Here is a 16,960-nt window from a genome sequence, read left to right on the forward strand (position 1 = left end):
CGGCCGTTACCGGTCGCGAGGTTTTTTGTGTCTGCAGACTTAAGCCGCTTCCGGCGTCTGCGCCCGGCGCACGTCCGGTTGTTTCCACGAATCGGCAGCACTTTCTTCGATGGCTTGCTGGATCGCCTTGCGGCGCGATTCTTCGGCACGACGGCTGAAGAACCAGACCATGAAGGTCACCAGCGACACCGCCAGCAGAATCAGGCTGGCCACGGCGTTGATCTCAGGCTTCACGCCCAGACGCACCGCCGAGAACACTTCCATCGGCAGGGTCGTCGAACCCGGGCCGGACACAAAGCTCGCCAGCACCAGGTCGTCCAGCGACAGGGCGAACGACATCATGCCGCCCGCCGCCAGCGACGGCGCGATCATCGGGATGGTGATCAGGAAGAACACCTTCCACGGCCGCGCACCCAGGTCCATCGCCGCCTCTTCGATCGACAGGTCCAGCTCACGCAGACGCGCCGACACCACTACCGCCACATACGCCGCACAGAACGTCGTGTGGGCGATCCAGATGGTGACGATGCCACGCTCCTGGGGCCAGCCGATCATCTGCGCCATGGCCACGAACAGCAGCAACAGCGACAGACCGGTAATCACCTCGGGCATTACCAGCGGCGCGGTGACCAGGCCACCGAACAGCGTGCGGCCCTTGAAGCGGGTGATGCGAGTCAGGACGAACGCCGCCAGCGTACCCAGCGCCACTGCCGCAACAGCGGTGTAGCAGGCAATTTCCAGCGAGCGCACCACCGAGCCCATCAGTTGGGTGTTGTCGAGCAGGCCGACGTACCACTTGATCGACCAGCCACCCCATACCGTCACCAGTTTCGAGGCGTTGAACGAGTAGATCACCAGGATCAGCATCGGCAAATAGATGAACAACAGGCCGAGCACCAGCATCAGGCTGGAGAAACGGAAGCGCTTCATTCTTTACCCTCCATTTCCTTGGCCTGACTGCGGTTGAACAGGATGATCGGCACGATCAGGATCGCCAGCATCACCACCGCCAGGGCGGACGCCACCGGCCAGTCACGGTTGTTGAAGAACTCTTGCCAGAGCACTTTACCGATCATCAGGGTTTCCGGACCGCCGAGCAGTTCCGGGATCACAAACTCGCCCACCACCGGGATGAACACCAGCATGCAGCCGGCGATGATGCCGTTCTTGGACAGCGGCACGGTGATTTTCCAGAAGCTGTTGAACGTGCTCGAACCCAGGTCGGACGCGGCTTCCAGCAGGCTGGGGTCGTGTTTGACCAGGTTGGCGTACAGCGGCAGGATCATGAACGGCAGGTACGAATAGACGACGCCGATGTACACCGCGAGGTTGGTGTTGAGGATCTGCAGCGGCTCGTCGATGAAACCCATGCTCATCAGGAAACCGTTGAGCAGGCCGTTGTTGCTGAGGATGCCCATCCACGCATAGACGCGGATCAGGATCGCGGTCCAGGTCGGCATCATGATCAGCAGCACCAGCACCGTCTGCACTTCCTTGCGGGCGCTGGCGATGGCGTAGGCCATCGGGTAGCCGATCAGCAGGCACAGCAGCGTGCTGAAGAACGCCATCTTCAACGAACCGAGGTACGCCGAGATGTACAGTTCGTCATCGCCGAGCATCGCGTAGTTGCCAAGGTTCAGCAGCAACTGCAGTTTCTGCTCGGCGTAGGTGTAGATCTCCGTGTATGGCGGGATGGCCACATCCGCTTCGGCGAAGCTGATCTTCAGAACGATGAAGAACGGCAGCATGAAGAACAGGAACAGCCAGATGAACGGCACCCCGATGACCAGTTGGCGGCCACCGGGAATTATTCGATTGAGCCGGCGTTTGAATTTGCGCATGTTCATGAGCGAAGTACCACGCCGCTGTCATCTTCCCAGTACACGTACACCTGATCGCCCCAGGTCGGACGTGCGCCACGGCGTTCGGCGTTGGCCACGAACGACTGCACCAGCTTGCCGCTCGGCAATTCGACGTAGAACACCGAGTGGCCGCCGAGGTAGGCGATGTCGTGCACCTTGCCGCTGGACCAGTTGTACTCGCAAGTCGGCATTTCGGCGGTGACCAGCAGCTTCTCCGGACGGATCGCGTAGGTCACGGACTTGTCCTGCACCGAGGTGCTGATGCCGTGGCCAACGTAGATCTGCCGGTCGAGGTCCTTGCAGGTGATGGTCGCATGGCCTTCGGCGTCGTCGATCACTTCGCCCTCGAAGATGTTCACGTTGCCGATGAATTCACAGACCAGGCGGCTGGTCGGTGTTTCGTAGATGTCGATCGGGCTGCCGATCTGGGCGATCCAGCCCAGGTGCATGATCGCGATGCGCTCGGCCATGGTCATGGCCTCTTCCTGGTCGTGGGTCACCATCACGCAGGTCACACCCACGCGCTCGATGATTTCCACCAGTTCCAGCTGCATCTGCGAACGCAGTTTCTTGTCCAGTGCGCCCATCGGCTCGTCGAGCAGCAACAGCTTCGGCCGCTTGGCCAGCGAACGCGCCAGCGCCACACGTTGACGCTGGCCGCCGGACAACTGGTGCGGCTTGCGCTTGGCGTACTGGCTCATCTGTACCAGCTTGAGCATCTCGGCCACGCGGGCGTCGATCTCGGCCGCCGGGATCTTGTCCTGCTTGAGGCCGAACGCGATGTTCTGCGCCACGGTCATGTGCGGGAACAGAGCGTACGACTGAAACATCATGTTGATCGGTCGCTCGTACGGCGGCATGTCGGTGATGTCGACGCCGTCGAGGAAAATGCGCCCCTCCGTGGGCCGTTCGAACCCTGCCAGCATCCGCAGCAGAGTGGATTTGCCCGATCCCGAACCGCCGAGCAGGGCGAAGATTTCGCCCTTCTTGATTTCCAGGGACACATCGTCCACGGCAACCGTCTCGTCGAACTTCTTCGTGACCCGGTCGATTTTAACCAGCACCTGTTTCGGTGTCTGGTCGCCCTCGAGGGCTTTCTTATAGGCGCCGGAGGCAACTGCCATTTACGAAACTCCCAGAAAAAAAGAGTGCAGTTCGCCCACGCAAGACGAACCCAGGATGGTTTGCGCGTTATTTACCCGACTTGACCTTGGTCCAGCTGCGGGTCATTAAACGCTGAATATTGGGTGGCAACTCGATCGACACATAGGTCTTGTCGAGGACGGCCTGCGGTGGATAAACCGCTTCGTCGGTGCGGATGGACTGCTCCATCAGCTTGTCCGAACCCGGGTTGGGGTTGGCGTAACCGACGTAATCACTGACCTGGGCGATCACCTCAGGTTTCAGCAAATAGTTGATGAAGGCGTGAGCCTCTTTGACGTTGGCCGAATCCTTTGGAATCGCCAACATGTCGAACCAGAGCGCGCCGCCCTCTTTCGGGATGGCGTAGGCGATGTTGACGCCCTTCTTGGCTTCTTCGGCACGGTGCTTGGCCTGGAAGATGTCGCCGGAGAAACCGATGGCCACGCAGATGTCGCCGTTGGCCAGATCGCCGATGTATTTCGAGGAGTGGAAGTAGGTCACGTAAGGACGCACCGCCAGCAACTTGGCCGTGGCTTTCTCGTAATCCTTGGGATCGGTGCTGTTGGCATTCAGGCCCATGTAGTTGAGCACGGTCGGCATCATTTCATCGGCCGAATCGAGGAACGCCACGCCGCAGCTGTGCAGTTTCTTGATGTTCTCGGGTTCGAACAGCACGCTCCAGGAGTCGATCTTGTCGACGCCGAGCACGGCCTTCACTTTGTCAACGTTGTAGCCGATACCGTTGGTGCCCCACAGGTACGGCACGGCGTACTGGTTGCCCGGGTCATTCTGTTCCAGGCGCTTGAGCAGCACCGGGTCGAGATTGGCGTAGTTCGTCAGTTGCGCCTTGTCGAGCTTCTGGAACGCGCCGGCCTTGATCTGCTTGCCAAGGAAGTGGTTCGATGGCACGACCACGTCGTAGCCGGTACGCCCGGCGAGCAGTTTGCCTTCCAGGGTTTCGTTGGAATCGAACACGTCGTAGACCGGTTTGATCCCGGTTTCTTTCTGGAAATCGGCCAGGGTGGTCTCGCCGATGTAATCCGACCAGTTATAAATATGCACAGTACCGGCGGCTTGGGCACCGACAGCGAACGTCAGGCCGGCAGCGGCCAGCAGGGCATTGCGCAAAGAAGAAAAAATAGGCAAGTGGAGGTCCTCTAATTTAGTTGGGCCCAAGTTGCCCCGCGCTGCATGACAGTCACGGTTGCCCGGCAACAAAACCGGCGCGCAACTTACCTTCGAAAAACCGTTCCAGCAAAACTTTCTGTCATTTAATTGCACCGCTGGCCGCCCGGATGAAGGCGACGGCCAGCGGTTGCGGCTTCAAACCGGCTTATTTACCGGATTTGATCTTGGTCCAGCTGCGAGTCATTTCACGCTGGGTCGCCGCTGGCAGATCGGCGATGGCATACAGCTTGGCCTGCACGTCGGCTGGCGGGTAGATGCCTGGATCGCTGGTGATGTCTTTCTCTACCAGTGGTGTTGCAGCAGCGTTACCGTTCGGGAAACGTACGGCGTTGGTGATGCCGGCCATGACTTCAGGCTTCTGCAGGAAGGTCATGAACTTGTAGGCGCCTTCAACGTTTTCGGCATCCTTCGGAATGGCAACCATGTCGAAGAAGCTGCCAGCGCCTTCCTTCGGAATCGCGTAGCTGACTTTCACCTTGTCACCCGCCTCGGCGGCACGGGACTTGGCCTGCTGCACGTCACCCGAGTAACCGACCGCTACGCAGATATTGCCGTTGGCCAGGTCCGAGATGTACTTGGACGAGTGGAAGTAGGTGATCGATGGACGAATCTTGAGGAACAGGTCCTCGGCTTTCTTGATGTCTTCTTTCTTCTGGGAGTCGGTTGGCAGGCCCAGGTAGTGCAGCGCGACCGGCAGCATTTCGGTCGGCGAATCGAGGAAGCTCACGCCGCAGCCCTTGAGCTTGGCGATGTTTTCCGGCTTCAGCAGAGTGTCCCAGGAGTCGATCTTGTCGACGCCCAGAGCAGCCTTGACCTTCTCCGGGTTGTAGCCGATGCCGATCGAACCCCACATGTACGGGAAGGCGTGCTTGTTGTCCGGGTCGCTGACCGACACGGCCTTGAGCAGGTCCTGGTTCAGGTTCTTCCAGTTAGGCAGCTTGGAGCGATCCAGTTCCTGGTAAACACCGGCCTTGATCTGCTTGGCCAGGAAGTTGTTGGACGGCACGACCACATCGTAGCCGGACTTGCCCGCCAGCAGCTTGGCTTCCAGGGTTTCGTTGGAATCGAATACGTCGTAGACCACCTTGATCCCCGACTCTTTCTCGAAGTTCGCGATGGTGTCAGGAGCGATGTAGTCGGACCAGTTGTAGACGTGCAGAACTTTGTCGTCCGCGTGAACCGCGCCCGCCATCATGCCCGCGACAGACAGGGCCAGAAGAGTCTTGCCAGCAAGCTTTTTACCTAATGCCTTCATGCGTCATGCTCCAAATTTTTCTTTTTTGAACCACTTTGTTCAGCGGCCGAACCCGGACAACTGGAACCGCGGCTAGTCTGGCAAGATACGAGGCGGTCTTTCAAGAAAAGACCAGCCTTTCCAACTGCTCCGAGCGACAGCGCAACAGCTCCATCGCTCAGAGCCTAGCACTTAGCCCTGCAATGCACTGAGGGTGAGGTCCAGGCACTTGCGTGCCTTGGTCACCAGCTCATCGATCTCCGCCTTGCTGATCACCAGCGGCGGCGCAATGATCATGGTGTCGCCCACGGCACGCATGATCAGTCCGTTGTCGAAGCAGAACTGGCGGCAGATCATGCCGACGCCCTTGCCTTCGTAACGCTTGCGCGTGGCCTTGTCCTGGACCAGTTCGATGGCCCCCAGCAGACCGACCCCGCGCACTTCACCCACCAACGGATGATCGTTCAGTTCGCGCAGACGCTTCTGCAAATACGGTGCCGTTTCTTCGTGGACATGCTCGATGATTTTCTCTTCGCGCAGGATCCGGATGTTTTCCAGACCCACCGCTGCAGCCACCGGGTGACCGGAGTAGGTGAAGCCGTGGTTGAAATCGCCGCCCTCGTTGAGCACCGCCACCACTTCGTCGCGCACGATCAGGCCACCCATCGGGATGTAGCCGGACGTCAGGCCTTTGGCGATGGTCATCATGTGCGGCTTGAGGTCGTAGAAATCGCTGCCGAACCATTGGCCGGTACGGCCGAAACCGCAGATCACTTCGTCCGCCACAAACAGGATGTCGTACTTGGCGAGGATTTCCTTGATGCGCGGCCAGTAGGTGTCTGGCGGAATGATCACGCCGCCAGCGCCCTGGATCGGCTCGGCAATGAAGGCACCGACGTTGTCGACGCCGACTTCGAGAATCTTCTCTTCCAGCTGATTGGCCGCCCAGATCCCGAATTCTTCCGGGGTCATGTCGCCGCCTTCGGCGAACCAGTACGGCTGGGCGATGTGGACGATGCCCGGGATCGGCAAGTCGCCCTGTTCGTGCATATAAGTCATGCCGCCCAGGCTCGCGCCGGCCACGGTGGAGCCGTGGTAACCGTTCTTGCGGCTGATGATGACTTTCTTGTTCGGCTGGCCCTTGATCGCCCAGTAGTGGCGAACCATGCGCAGCATGGTGTCGTTGCCTTCGGAGCCGGAACCGGTGAAGAACACGTGGTTCATGCCTTCCGGCGCCACGTCGGCAATGGCCTTGGCCAGTTCCAGTGCCGGCGGGTGAGCGGTCTGGAAGAACAGGTTGTAGTAAGGCAGTTCGCGCATCTGTTTGGCGGCAGCATCCGCCAGTTCATCGCGGCCATAACCGATTGCCACGCACCACAGACCCGCCATGCCATCGAGGATCTTGTTGCCCTCGCTGTCCCACAGGTACACGCCCTTGGCGTTGGTGATGATCCGTGGACCCTTTTCTTTCAGCTGCTTGAAGTCGCTGAACGGGGCCAGGTGGTGCTCGCTGCTGAGGGCTTGCCACTCACGGGTTTGCGGGTTGTTGCTGGTCATGCCAATTCTCCTTGTTATCGGTGAAGGCGCGGCGGCTGGCCACCGCGCCCGGCGTATCAGACGGCGAAGAGCAGGTACTCACGCTCCCAGGAACTGATCACGCGCTTGAAGTTTTCATGCTCGGCCCGCTTGACCGCGACGTAGCCGGTGATGAAGGTCTTGCCCAGGTATTTCTCGATGGTTGAGCTGTTTTCCATACGCTCCAGCGCATCTTCGATGGTCAACGGCAGGCGCAGGTTGCGGCGCTCGTAACCACGGCCCACGACCGGCGCGCTCGGGTTGATGCCCTCGACCATGCCGATGTAGCCGCAGAGCAGGCTCGCGGCAATCGCCAGGTACGGGTTGGCGTCGGCGCCCGGCAGGCGGTTTTCCACCCGGCGGTTCTGCGGGCCGGCATCCGGAACGCGCAGGCCCACGGTGCGGTTTTCTTCGCCCCACTCCACGTTCACCGGCGCTGAGGTGTCCGGCAGGAAGCGGCGGAACGAGTTGACGTTCGGTGCGAACAGCGGCAGCAGTTCCGGGATCAGTTTCTGCAGGCCACCGATGTGGTGCAGGAACAGCTGGCTCATGGTGCCGTCGTCATTGGAGAACACGTTCTTGCCGGTCTCGATGTCGATGATGCTCTGGTGCAGGTGCATGGCACTGCCCGGCTCGCCGGTCATCGGCTTGGCCATGAAGGTCGCCGCGACATTGTGCTTGAGGGCGGCCTCACGCATGGTGCGCTTGAACACCAGAATCTGGTCTGCCAGGGACAGGGCATCGCCGTGACGGAAGTTGATTTCCATCTGCGCCGTGCCGTCCTCGTGGATCAGCGTATCGAGGTCCAGTTCCTGCAGTTCGCACCAGTCGTAGACGTCTTCGAACAGCGGGTCGAATTCGTTCGCCGCTTCAATGGAGAACGACTGGCGACCGATTTCCGGACGTCCGGAACGGCCGACTGGCGGCTGCAATGGATAGTCAGGGTCGTCGCTGCGCTTGGTCAGGTAAAACTCCATTTCCGGCGCCACGATCGGCTGCCAGCCCTTGTCGGCATAGAGTTTCAGGACTTTCTTGAGGACGTTGCGCGGCGACAGCTCGATCGGGTTGCCTTGCTTGTCGTAGGTGTCGTGGATCACCTGGGCGGTCGGTTCGATGGCCCACGGCACCAGGTACACCGCGTTCTGGTCGGGACGGCAGATCATGTCAATGTCGGCCGGGTCGAGCAGTTCGTAATAGATGTCGTCTTCGACGTAGTCGCCCGTCACGGTCTGCAACAGAACACTTTCCGGCAGGCGCATGCCTTTTTCGGCGATGAACTTGTTGGTCGGCGAGATCTTGCCCCGGGTGATACCGGTCAAGTCGCCGATCATGCATTCGACTTCTGTGATCTTGTGGTCTTTCAACCAATCGGTGAGCTGGTCGAGGTTGTTACTCATAAATGCCTCTGGGCTGAGTCTCCTGACGCGTGTCAGGCGGGTTTGACGCACAGGGCGTCGCGTTAAAGGGGGCTTGTTTGCGCGCAGTACCGGCTTACGCCTGGCACCGCGCATCGACAATGAAGGAGGAGCTTACCTGCCCTTTACGCTGGCGTTGCATTTCCTGTGCACATTCCCGGTGTGCAGAATCTCGGGCACGGCGACGGGCGCGGTGCAGGTCGGGAGCAGGAAAGAGATCTATATTGAAAGGAGAACCGCTGAAGAGGATGCCCTTCCCCGCGTCCAGAATATCGGACGCCGGCGCCTGATCCGCCATGGACAATGAGATCGCTGGCAGAATGCGAGCCTGGTTGTCGGCTTCGCTGCGGACGGACGTGTCGCCACTGATGTGATAAGCATACAGACCGTACTGCGAAGAGCAGTCGGTGACGCCGATTAACGGCAGGCGAGACATGAAGCACCCCGGTATTATTGCTGTTATGGGTTTGACCCGAGCTTAGCCTTGTTCATTTTTTTACACAACACCCCCGTAAAAAATACAACACGGCCTGCTCAAGCCTGCGGGTGGCGCCTCGTTCACGGATAAAAAAATGCCCCAAAGTGCCCCATAAATGCCCTCGCGGCGCTTTTTCGGGGCAAAAAAGGCCTCGCTTGACTTCGGCATGCCGTTCGGGTTGACTGAAACCAGAAAAGATCAATGATTGATATTTTTAACAACAAAGGTGTTGCATCATGTCGGTACCCCCGCGTGCCGTTCAGCTTAACGAAGCGAACGCGTTCCTTAAGGAACATCCTGAGGTTCTGTACGTTGACCTTCTGATTGCGGATATGAATGGTGTGGTGCGCGGCAAGCGCATCGAACGCACCAGCCTCCACAAGGTTTACGAGAAAGGCATCAACTTGCCGGCCTCTCTATTTGCTCTGGATATCAATGGTTCGACGGTGGAAAGCACCGGCCTGGGCCTGGACATCGGCGACGCTGACCGTATCTGCTATCCAATCCCCGATACCCTGTGCAACGAGCCATGGCAGAAGCGCCCGACCGCGCAACTGCTGATGACCATGCACGAACTCGAAGGTGACCCTTTCTTCGCCGACCCGCGCGAAGTGCTCCGCCAAGTTGTTGCAAAGTTTGACGAGCTTGGCTTGACCATCTGCGCCGCATTCGAACTCGAGTTCTACCTGATCGACCAGGAAAACGTGAACGGCCGTCCTCAGCCGCCACGCTCGCCGATCTCCGGCAAACGCCCGCATTCGACCCAGGTCTACCTGATCGACGACCTCGACGAATACGTCGACTGCCTCCAGGACATTCTGGAAGGTGCGAAAGAGCAAGGCATCCCGGCCGACGCCATCGTCAAGGAAAGTGCCCCGGCGCAGTTCGAAGTGAACCTGCACCACGTCGCCGACCCGATCAAGGCATGCGACTACGCGGTACTGCTCAAGCGTCTGATCAAGAACATCGCCTATGACCATGAAATGGACACCACCTTCATGGCCAAGCCGTATCCCGGCCAGGCGGGCAATGGCCTGCACGTCCACATTTCGGTTCTCGACAAAGATGGCAAAAACATTTTTGCCAGCGAGGATCCCGAGCAGAACGCCGCGCTGCGTCACGCGATCGGCGGTGTGCTCGAGACCCTGCCCGCGCAAATGGCTTTCCTCTGCCCGAACGTCAACTCCTACCGTCGTTTCGGTGCGCAGTTCTATGTGCCGAACTCGCCGAGCTGGGGCCTGGACAACCGCACCGTCGCCCTGCGCGTACCAACCGGCTCTGCCGACGCGGTCCGCCTGGAACACCGCGTGGCCGGCGCCGACGCCAACCCGTACTTGCTGATGGCTTCTGTGCTGGCAGGCGTGCATCACGGTCTGACCAACAAGATCGAGCCTCCGGCTCCGACCGAAGGCAACAGCTACGAGCAGAACGAGCAGAGCCTGCCGAACAACCTGCGCGATGCCCTGCGCGAGCTGGACGACAGCGAGGTGATGGCCAAGTACATCGATCCGAAATACATCGATATCTTCGTCGCCTGTAAGGAAAGCGAGCTGGAGGAGTTCGAACACTCCATCTCCGACCTCGAGTACAACTGGTATCTGCATACCGTTTAAGCGGATTGCAGCAAAGGAAAACGCCGTTGGCTTCTCAGCCAGCGGCGTTTTTTTATTGGCCTCTGTGGCAGACATTCAAGCTCTGCGTACAATGCCCGCTGCCCCGCAGGAGACTTTCATGACGCGTCCCGCCCCCGTCCGCAAACCCCGTGCCCGCAGCCAGGCGCGGATCGATTCGATACTCGACGCCGCGCGCACGCTGCTGGCCGCCGAGGGCGTGGCGAGCCTGTCGATCTACAGCGTGGCCGAGCGCGCGCAGATTCCGCCCTCCTCGGTCTACCACTTCTTCGCCAGCGTCCCCGCGCTGCTCGAAGCGCTGACGGCGGATGTCCACGCGGCTTTCCGCGCCTGCCTGCAGGCGCCGATCGATCACGACGCTCTGCGCGACTGGCGCGACCTGTCCCGTCTGGTCGAACAACGGATGCTGGAGATCTACGACGAAGACGCGGCCGCCCGCCAACTGATCCTCGCGCAACACGGCCTTACCGAAGTCACCCAGGCCGACCGCCAGCATGACCTCGAACTCGGCGACCTGATGCACAAGCTGTTCGATCACCACTTCGAACTGCCCAAACTGCCGGATGACGTGGACGTGTTCGCGCTGGCCATGGAACTGGGCGACCGCGTTTACGCCCGCTCGGTGCAGCAGCACGGGCAGATCACCCCGCGCATGGCCGAGGAAGGGATGCGGGTGTTCGATGCCTACATCAGCTTGTATCTGCCGCCGTATCTGCCCAAGCGGACTCTCTAGCGCCGCACGACAGACACAAAAAAACCCGAAGGGCTCACACCCTTCGGGGTCGTTTTTTACTCACAGGCTTACAACTTGGCGATGGACACCTCGGTGGATTTCACGAAGGCGATCACTTCGCTGCCTACCTCCAGTTCCAGCTCCTTGACCGAACGGGTGGTGATCACCGAAGTGACGATGCCGGAAGCGGTCTGCACGTCGATTTCCGACAGCACGTCGCCGAGAACGATCTCTTTGATCGCGCCTTTGAACTGGTTGCGTACGTTGATGGCTTTGATAGTCATGGCATTGATTCCTGTCGTTTGCTTGAGTTATTGAGCCCAACGCAATTGCGTAGGCAAGGGTGAAACAGGTTCCGGCGCCGGCGGCTCGCCGGGCAGGGACAACACACGGTTGAGCACTTCGGTTTCCAGTGCGGCCAGGCGATGGGAGCCACGCACCCGAGGGCGCGGCAGCTCCACTTGCAGGTCGAGACCGACTTCGCCGTCCTCGATCAGAATCACCCGGTCGGCAATCGCCACCGCTTCACTGACGTCGTGGGTCACCAGTAACACGGTGAATCCATGCTGCTGCCAGAGACGTTCGATCAGTTGCTGCATCTCGATCCGGGTCAGGGCATCCAGTGCGCCCAGTGGCTCGTCGAGCAACAGCAGACGCGGTTGATGAATCAAGGCGCGCGCCAACGCCACACGCTGCTTCTGCCCGCCGGACAGGGCTGCCGGCCATTCATTGGCGCGATCCGCAAGACCGACCGCATCCAGCGCTTCCAGCGCCTGCGGACGCCAGTCGCCCTTGAGGCCGAGACCGACGTTGTCGATGATCTTTTTCCAGGGCAGCAGCCGTGCTTCCTGGAACATCAGCCGGGTGTCTTCCCGCGCATCGCTGAGCGGCGCGGCACCCGCGAGCAGATCGCCGCCGGTGGGCTGATCAAGGCCGGCGAGCAAGCGCAGCAAGGTGCTCTTGCCGCATCCGCTGCGCCCGACCACGGCGACGAACTGTCCCGCCGGAATGTGCAGGTCGATGTCACGCAACACCTGTCGCGCGCCGAAGGTCTTCTGCAGGTTGCGCACTACCAGCGGAATCCCGCGTAGCAGGCGTGGAGGTTGTTGAGCCGTCATGCCGCACCTCCTTTCGCCACTTGATACGCCGGATGCCAGCGCAACCACACACGTTCAAGTCCACGGGCCGCGAGGTCGGCCAGCTTGCCGAGCACCGCGTACAGCAGGATCGCCAGCACCACCACGTCGGTCTGCAAAAACTCCCGGGCATTCATCGCCAGATAACCGATGCCGGAACTGGCGGAGATGGTTTCCGCCACGATCAGCGTCAGCCACATGAAGCCCAGGGCAAAGCGCACACCGACCAGAATCGAAGGCAGCGCGCCCGGTAGAATCACCTGCCAGAACAGGCTGAAACCGGACAGGCCATAACTGCGCGCCATCTCCACCAGCGCCGGGTCGACGTTACGGATGCCGTGATAGGTGTTGAGGTAAATCGGGAACAGCGTGCCCAATGCCACCAGGAAAATCTTCGCCGACTCATCGATGCCGAACCACAGGATCACCAGCGGAATCAGCGCCAGATGCGGCACGTTGCGGATCATCTGCACCGAGCTGTCGAGCAGGCGCTCGCCCCACTTCGACAGGCCGGTGATGAAGCCCAACACCAACCCGATGCTGCCACCGATGGTGAAGCCCAGCGCGGCGCGCCAGCCGCTGATCGCCAGGTGCGTCCAGATTTCGCCGCTACGCACCAGGCTCACGCCAGCTTCGATCACCGCTACCGGTGCCGGCAGAATCCGTGTCGACAACCAACCGGCCGACACCGACAACTGCCACACCGCCAGCAACAACACCGGCAACGCCCAGGGCGCAAGGCTGTGGATGAGTTTCTTCATGGCGGCGCCTCAGCTCTGGGACGCGGCTTTGGGAAGAATGTCGTTGGCCACCATCTCGCCGAACGGGCTGACATAACCGGCGCTCTTCGGTAATTCCGGGCGCTCGACGTCGAGGTGCGGAAACAGCAGCTCGGCCACGCGATACGATTCTTCGAGGTGTGGATAACCGGAGAAGATGAAGGTATCAATGCCCAGATCCGCGTATTCCTTCACCCGTGCAGCCACGGTCGGGCCGTCGCCCACCAGTGCCGTGCCGGCACCGCCGCGCACCAGACCAACGCCGGCCCACAGGTTCGGGCTGACTTCGAGGTTGTCACGGCTGCCACCGTGCAGCGCGGCCATCCGTTGCTGGCCGACCGAATCGAACCGCGCCAGCGAAGCCTGGGCACGTTTGATAGTGTCGTCGTCCAGATGCGAGATCAGGCGATCCGCTGCTTGCCAGGCTTCGGCGTTGGTTTCCCGCACGATCACGTGCAGACGAATGCCGAAGCGTACAGTGCGTCCGAGCTTCGCGGCTTTGGCGCGAACCTGTTCGATCTTCTCGGCGACTGCCGCTGGCGGCTCGCCCCAGGTCAAGACCATTTCCACTTGTTCGGCGGCCAGATCCTGCGCCGCTTCCGAAGAGCCACCGAAGTACAGCGGCGGACGTGGTTGCTGGATCGGCGGATAGAGCAATTTTGCGCCCTTCACGCTGATGTGCTCGCCGTCGTAATCCACGGTTTCGCCTTCCAGCACCCGACGCCAGATCCGGGTGAACTCCACCGAGGCCTGATAGCGCGCTTCGTGATCGAGGAACAGACCATCGCCGGCCAGCTCTTCCGGATCGCCGCCGGTCACCAGGTTGAACAGCGCACGACCGCCGGACAGACGATCCAGAGTCGCCGCCTGACGCGCCGCCACCGTCGGGGAAATGATCCCGGGGCGCAGGGCGACCAGAAATTTCAGGCGCTGGGTCACCGGAATCAGCGATGCCGCCACCAGCCACGAATCCTCGCAGGAGCGGCCGGTGGGAATCAGCACGCCGCCGAAGCCCAGTCGATCCGCCGCTTGCGCGACCTGTTGCAGATAGCCGTGGTCGACGGCGCGGGCGCCTTCGGCGGTGCCAAGGTAATGGCCGTCGCCGTGGGTAGGCAGGAACCAGAAGATGTTGAGGCTCATGGAGTGGTCTCCTTGGGGATTCAAATTACTGCGCTTTTGCCACAGCGGCCGGTGGGGTCCAGATCACGTCCTTGATGCTCAACGGCTTGGGAATCAGCTTGAGCTGGTAGAAGGTGTCGGCGATTTTCTGCTGCGCGGCGACCACTTCCGGGGTCAGGAACAGCGCGCCGTAGCCCTGGCGTTTCACCGAGGTCAGGGTGATGTCTGCCGGCAAGCCGAGCAGCGGCGCGACCTGTTGGGTCACGTCTTGCGGGTTGGCCTTGGACCACTCGCCGACGGCGCGCACTTCTTCCACGAGGGTCTTGATCACCTCGGGATTTTTCTGTGCGTAGGGTTTGGTTGCCAGGTAGAACTGGTGGTTGTCGACGATGCCTTTGCCGTCGCGCAGGGTGTGCGCTTGCAGTTGTTGCTCGGCAGCGGCCTGGTACGGGTCCCAGATGACCCAGGCGTCGACGCTGCCACGCTCGAACGCGGCGCGGGCATCGGCCGGCGGCAGGAATACGGTTTGAATGTCGGTGTACTTGAGGCCGGCGTCCTCCAGCGCACGCACCAGCAGGTAGTGGACGTTGGAGCCTTTGTTCAGGGCGACTTTCTTGCCCTTCAGATCCGCCACCGATTTGATTGGCGAGTCTTTCGGCACGAGGATCGCTTCACTGTTCGGCGCGGGCGGCTCGTAGGCCACGTAGAGCAGGTCGGCACCGGCCGCCTGAGCGAAGACCGGCGGGGTTTCGCCGGTGACGCCGAAGTCGATCGAGCCGACGTTCAAGCCTTCCAGCAGTTGCGGGCCGCCGGGGAATTCAGTCCATTGCACGTCGACGCCTTGGGCGGCGAGGCGTTTTTCCAGGGTGCCCTTGGCCTTGAGCAGCACCAGCGTGCCGTACTTCTGATAACCGATCCGCAACGTCTCGGCTTGAGCTTGAGTGATGGCGCCGAAGGTGACAGCCGCAGCAAACAGAGCGACCAGACCACGACGCAAAAATACAGTGCGCATAGCGCTCTCCTTTTTGCTGTTGGGTTTTGGCTGCACCTGCTTGCCCGTTGGCGGGCGAGTAAGGCCAGTACTTCAAATTTCGATGTGGCTCAAATGCTCCAGCGAGCACTCAACAAACGTTCGTTCAATAAGCCCGGTTCCAGCGGCTTCGGCCGACGGGCCATAGCACTGACAAACTGATCCAGCGCTTCGTGCAGCCGCTGTTCCAGGGCTGGTGCCAGCTGCGCCGCAGCACTGCCTTCGCCGTAAGCGATCTGGCTGTCCTCGGCAAAAATCCCTTGCAGCATTTCCTGGGCTTTCAACGCCGACAGCACCGGTTTGAGGGCGTAATCGACCACCAGCATGTGGGCGATGCTGCCGCCCGTGGCCATCGGCAAGACAATCTTGTGATTCAGGGCGCGTTCGGGCAGCAGATCCAGCACGGTCTTCAGTGCGCCGGAGAACGACGCCTTGTAGACCGGGGTGGCGATCAGCAGGCCATCGGCGTTTTCAATCTGTTGCAGCAGGTCGAGCACCTTCGGGCTGTCGAAGCGAGCGTGGAGCAGGTCTTCGGCCGGGAAGTCCCGCACCTGATAACTCACCACTTCCACCCCTTGCTGCTGCAACCAGCGTTGCGAGCGCTCCAGCAATACCCCGGAACGGGAGCGTTGACTGGGACTGCCACCGAGTGAGACGACCAGCATTCAGACGATTCCTTACGCGTTACAGGCGATTCGCGGGTTGCGATCTCGCTTCAATGGAAAGACCTTACCAGCTCATTTATATATCTATAAATCATATTTATTCATTTGGTTATTCATTGTAGAGATATACATTTCACTTTCTTCCGGGCAAAAAAACAGGCCGTCAAAACGGCCTGAAACCCTGCATCGTGGTTTTTGCTGATCACCCCCACGCAGAACTTGGGAACGATCCGAGGAAGGTTACTTGTTCGGCTGCGGCGTCAGGCGCAGGTACGGCTTCACCGCGCGATAGCCTTTCGGAAAGCGTTGCTTGATTTCGTCTTCGTCCTTGAGCGACGGCACGATCACCACTTCTTCCCCGTCCTGCCAATTGGCCGGCGTGGCCACCTTGTAGTTGTCGGTGAGCTGCAACGAGTCGATCACCCGCAGAATTTCGTGGAAGTTGCGCCCGGTGCTTGCCGGGTAGGTGATGGTCAGGCGGATCTTCTTGTTCGGATCGATCACGAACAGCGAGCGCACGGTCAGCGTGTCGCTGGCGTTCGGGTGGATCAGGTCGTAGAGATCGGACACCTTGCGATCGGCATCGGCCAGGATCGGGAAATTGACGATGGTGTTCTGGGTTTCGTTGATGTCTTCGATCCACTTGTGGTGCGAGTCCACCGGGTCGACCGACAGCGCGATGGCTTTCACGTCGCGTTGAGTGAACTCATCCTTGAGCTTGGCGGTGAAGCCCAGCTCGGTGGTGCATACCGGGGTGAAGTCCGCCGGATGAGAGAACAGCACGCCCCAGCTATCGCCCAGCCATTCGTGGAAACGAATCTTGCCGGCGCTGGAATCCTGTTCGAAATCGGGGGCGATATCGCCAAGTCTGAGGCTCATGGTGCGGCTCCTGATGAGTTGTTGGAGACCTCAACTGTAGCTCGGGATTTGCCATTCATAAAAAGAATAAATAACTAGATATCTAGATCATTT

At 60.3% G+C, this 16,960-nt stretch carries 16 protein-coding genes and 1 pseudogene; 2 read left to right on the plus strand and 15 right to left on the minus strand.

The genetic code is table 11. The features are described from left to right. Positions 1 to 39 precede the first annotated feature (39 nt). The 8 genes and pseudogenes from NH234_RS28435 to NH234_RS28470 form a co-directional block, all read right to left on the minus strand. Entirely contained in the window at positions 40 to 930 is an 891-nt protein-coding gene (locus NH234_RS28435) for an ABC transporter permease subunit (RefSeq protein ID WP_085731506.1), read from the minus strand. Beyond that, positions 927 to 1,808 carry an ABC transporter permease subunit gene (locus NH234_RS28440; RefSeq protein WP_367257258.1) on the minus strand — a complete coding sequence of 294 codons (882 nt, stop codon included), beginning with the start codon at positions 1,806 to 1,808 and terminating at the stop codon, positions 927 to 929. The genes NH234_RS28435 and NH234_RS28440 overlap by 4 nt, the downstream gene beginning before the upstream one ends. A gap of 35 nt (positions 1,809 to 1,843) precedes the next feature. Beyond that, entirely contained in the window at positions 1,844 to 2,986 is a 1,143-nt protein-coding gene (locus NH234_RS28445; RefSeq protein ID WP_085708998.1) for a polyamine ABC transporter ATP-binding protein, read from the minus strand. 67 nt (positions 2,987 to 3,053) lie between these two features. Next, a complete protein-coding gene (locus NH234_RS28450; protein ID WP_085708997.1) occupies positions 3,054 to 4,151 on the minus strand; it encodes a polyamine ABC transporter substrate-binding protein in 1,098 nt (365 codons plus the stop codon). Positions 4,152 to 4,338: 187 nt separating this feature from the next. After that, entirely contained in the window at positions 4,339 to 5,448 is a 1,110-nt protein-coding gene (locus tag NH234_RS28455; protein WP_085731503.1) for a polyamine ABC transporter substrate-binding protein, read from the minus strand. Between the two features lie 171 nt (positions 5,449 to 5,619). Further along, on the minus strand, positions 5,620 to 6,984 hold the full coding sequence (locus NH234_RS28460) for an aspartate aminotransferase family protein (RefSeq protein WP_085731502.1): 1,365 nt from the start codon (positions 6,982 to 6,984) through the stop codon (positions 5,620 to 5,622). 56 nt (positions 6,985 to 7,040) lie between these two features. Then, positions 7,041 to 8,399: a glutamine synthetase family protein gene (locus tag NH234_RS28465; protein ID WP_085731501.1), complete on the minus strand. Its 1,359-nt coding sequence runs from the start codon at positions 8,397 to 8,399 to the stop codon at positions 7,041 to 7,043. A gap of 229 nt (positions 8,400 to 8,628) precedes the next feature. Continuing rightward, positions 8,629 to 8,853: pseudogene (locus NH234_RS28470) on the minus strand (gamma-glutamyl-gamma-aminobutyrate hydrolase family protein); the annotation flags it as partial. Between the two features lie 278 nt (positions 8,854 to 9,131). On the opposite strand from NH234_RS28470, the gene NH234_RS28475 reads away from it, so the two are divergent. Both NH234_RS28475 and NH234_RS28480 read left to right on the plus strand, forming a co-directional pair. Further along, positions 9,132 to 10,508, plus strand: coding sequence for a glutamine synthetase family protein (locus NH234_RS28475; RefSeq protein ID WP_085581012.1), 1,377 nt, complete (start codon positions 9,132 to 9,134; stop codon positions 10,506 to 10,508). Between the two features lie 118 nt (positions 10,509 to 10,626). Further along, positions 10,627 to 11,259: a TetR/AcrR family transcriptional regulator gene (locus NH234_RS28480; protein WP_085731499.1), complete on the plus strand. Its 633-nt coding sequence runs from the start codon at positions 10,627 to 10,629 to the stop codon at positions 11,257 to 11,259. A gap of 68 nt (positions 11,260 to 11,327) precedes the next feature. On the opposite strand, the gene NH234_RS28485 is transcribed toward NH234_RS28480, so the two are convergent. From NH234_RS28485 to NH234_RS28515, 7 genes are all read right to left on the minus strand, one after another. After that, a complete protein-coding gene (locus NH234_RS28485; protein WP_007953520.1) occupies positions 11,328 to 11,543 on the minus strand; it encodes a molybdopterin-binding protein in 216 nt (71 codons plus the stop codon). Between the two features lie 27 nt (positions 11,544 to 11,570). Next, positions 11,571 to 12,377 carry an aliphatic sulfonates ABC transporter ATP-binding protein gene (ssuB, locus tag NH234_RS28490; protein WP_367255118.1) on the minus strand — a complete coding sequence of 269 codons (807 nt, stop codon included), beginning with the start codon at positions 12,375 to 12,377 and terminating at the stop codon, positions 11,571 to 11,573. Then, complete coding sequence (ssuC, locus tag NH234_RS28495; RefSeq protein ID WP_085731497.1) at positions 12,374 to 13,156, minus strand: aliphatic sulfonate ABC transporter permease SsuC; 783 nt, start codon at positions 13,154 to 13,156, stop codon at positions 12,374 to 12,376. The genes ssuB and ssuC overlap by 4 nt, the downstream gene beginning before the upstream one ends. Positions 13,157 to 13,165: 9 nt before the next feature. Further along, positions 13,166 to 14,314, minus strand: coding sequence for an FMNH2-dependent alkanesulfonate monooxygenase (gene ssuD, locus NH234_RS28500; protein ID WP_011336452.1), 1,149 nt, complete (start codon positions 14,312 to 14,314; stop codon positions 13,166 to 13,168). Positions 14,315 to 14,339: 25 nt separating this feature from the next. After that, positions 14,340 to 15,305, minus strand: coding sequence for a sulfonate ABC transporter substrate-binding protein (locus NH234_RS28505; RefSeq protein WP_367255119.1), 966 nt, complete (start codon positions 15,303 to 15,305; stop codon positions 14,340 to 14,342). A gap of 89 nt (positions 15,306 to 15,394) precedes the next feature. Beyond that, entirely contained in the window at positions 15,395 to 15,988 is a 594-nt protein-coding gene (ssuE, locus tag NH234_RS28510) for an NADPH-dependent FMN reductase (RefSeq protein ID WP_085731495.1), read from the minus strand. A gap of 240 nt (positions 15,989 to 16,228) precedes the next feature. Then, a complete protein-coding gene (locus NH234_RS28515) occupies positions 16,229 to 16,867 on the minus strand; it encodes a peroxiredoxin (protein ID WP_085731494.1) in 639 nt (212 codons plus the stop codon). Positions 16,868 to 16,960 lie beyond the last annotated feature (93 nt).

Source organism: Pseudomonas sp. stari2 (assembly GCF_040760005.1).
Taxonomy (GTDB): Bacteria; Pseudomonadota; Gammaproteobacteria; order Pseudomonadales; family Pseudomonadaceae; genus Aquipseudomonas.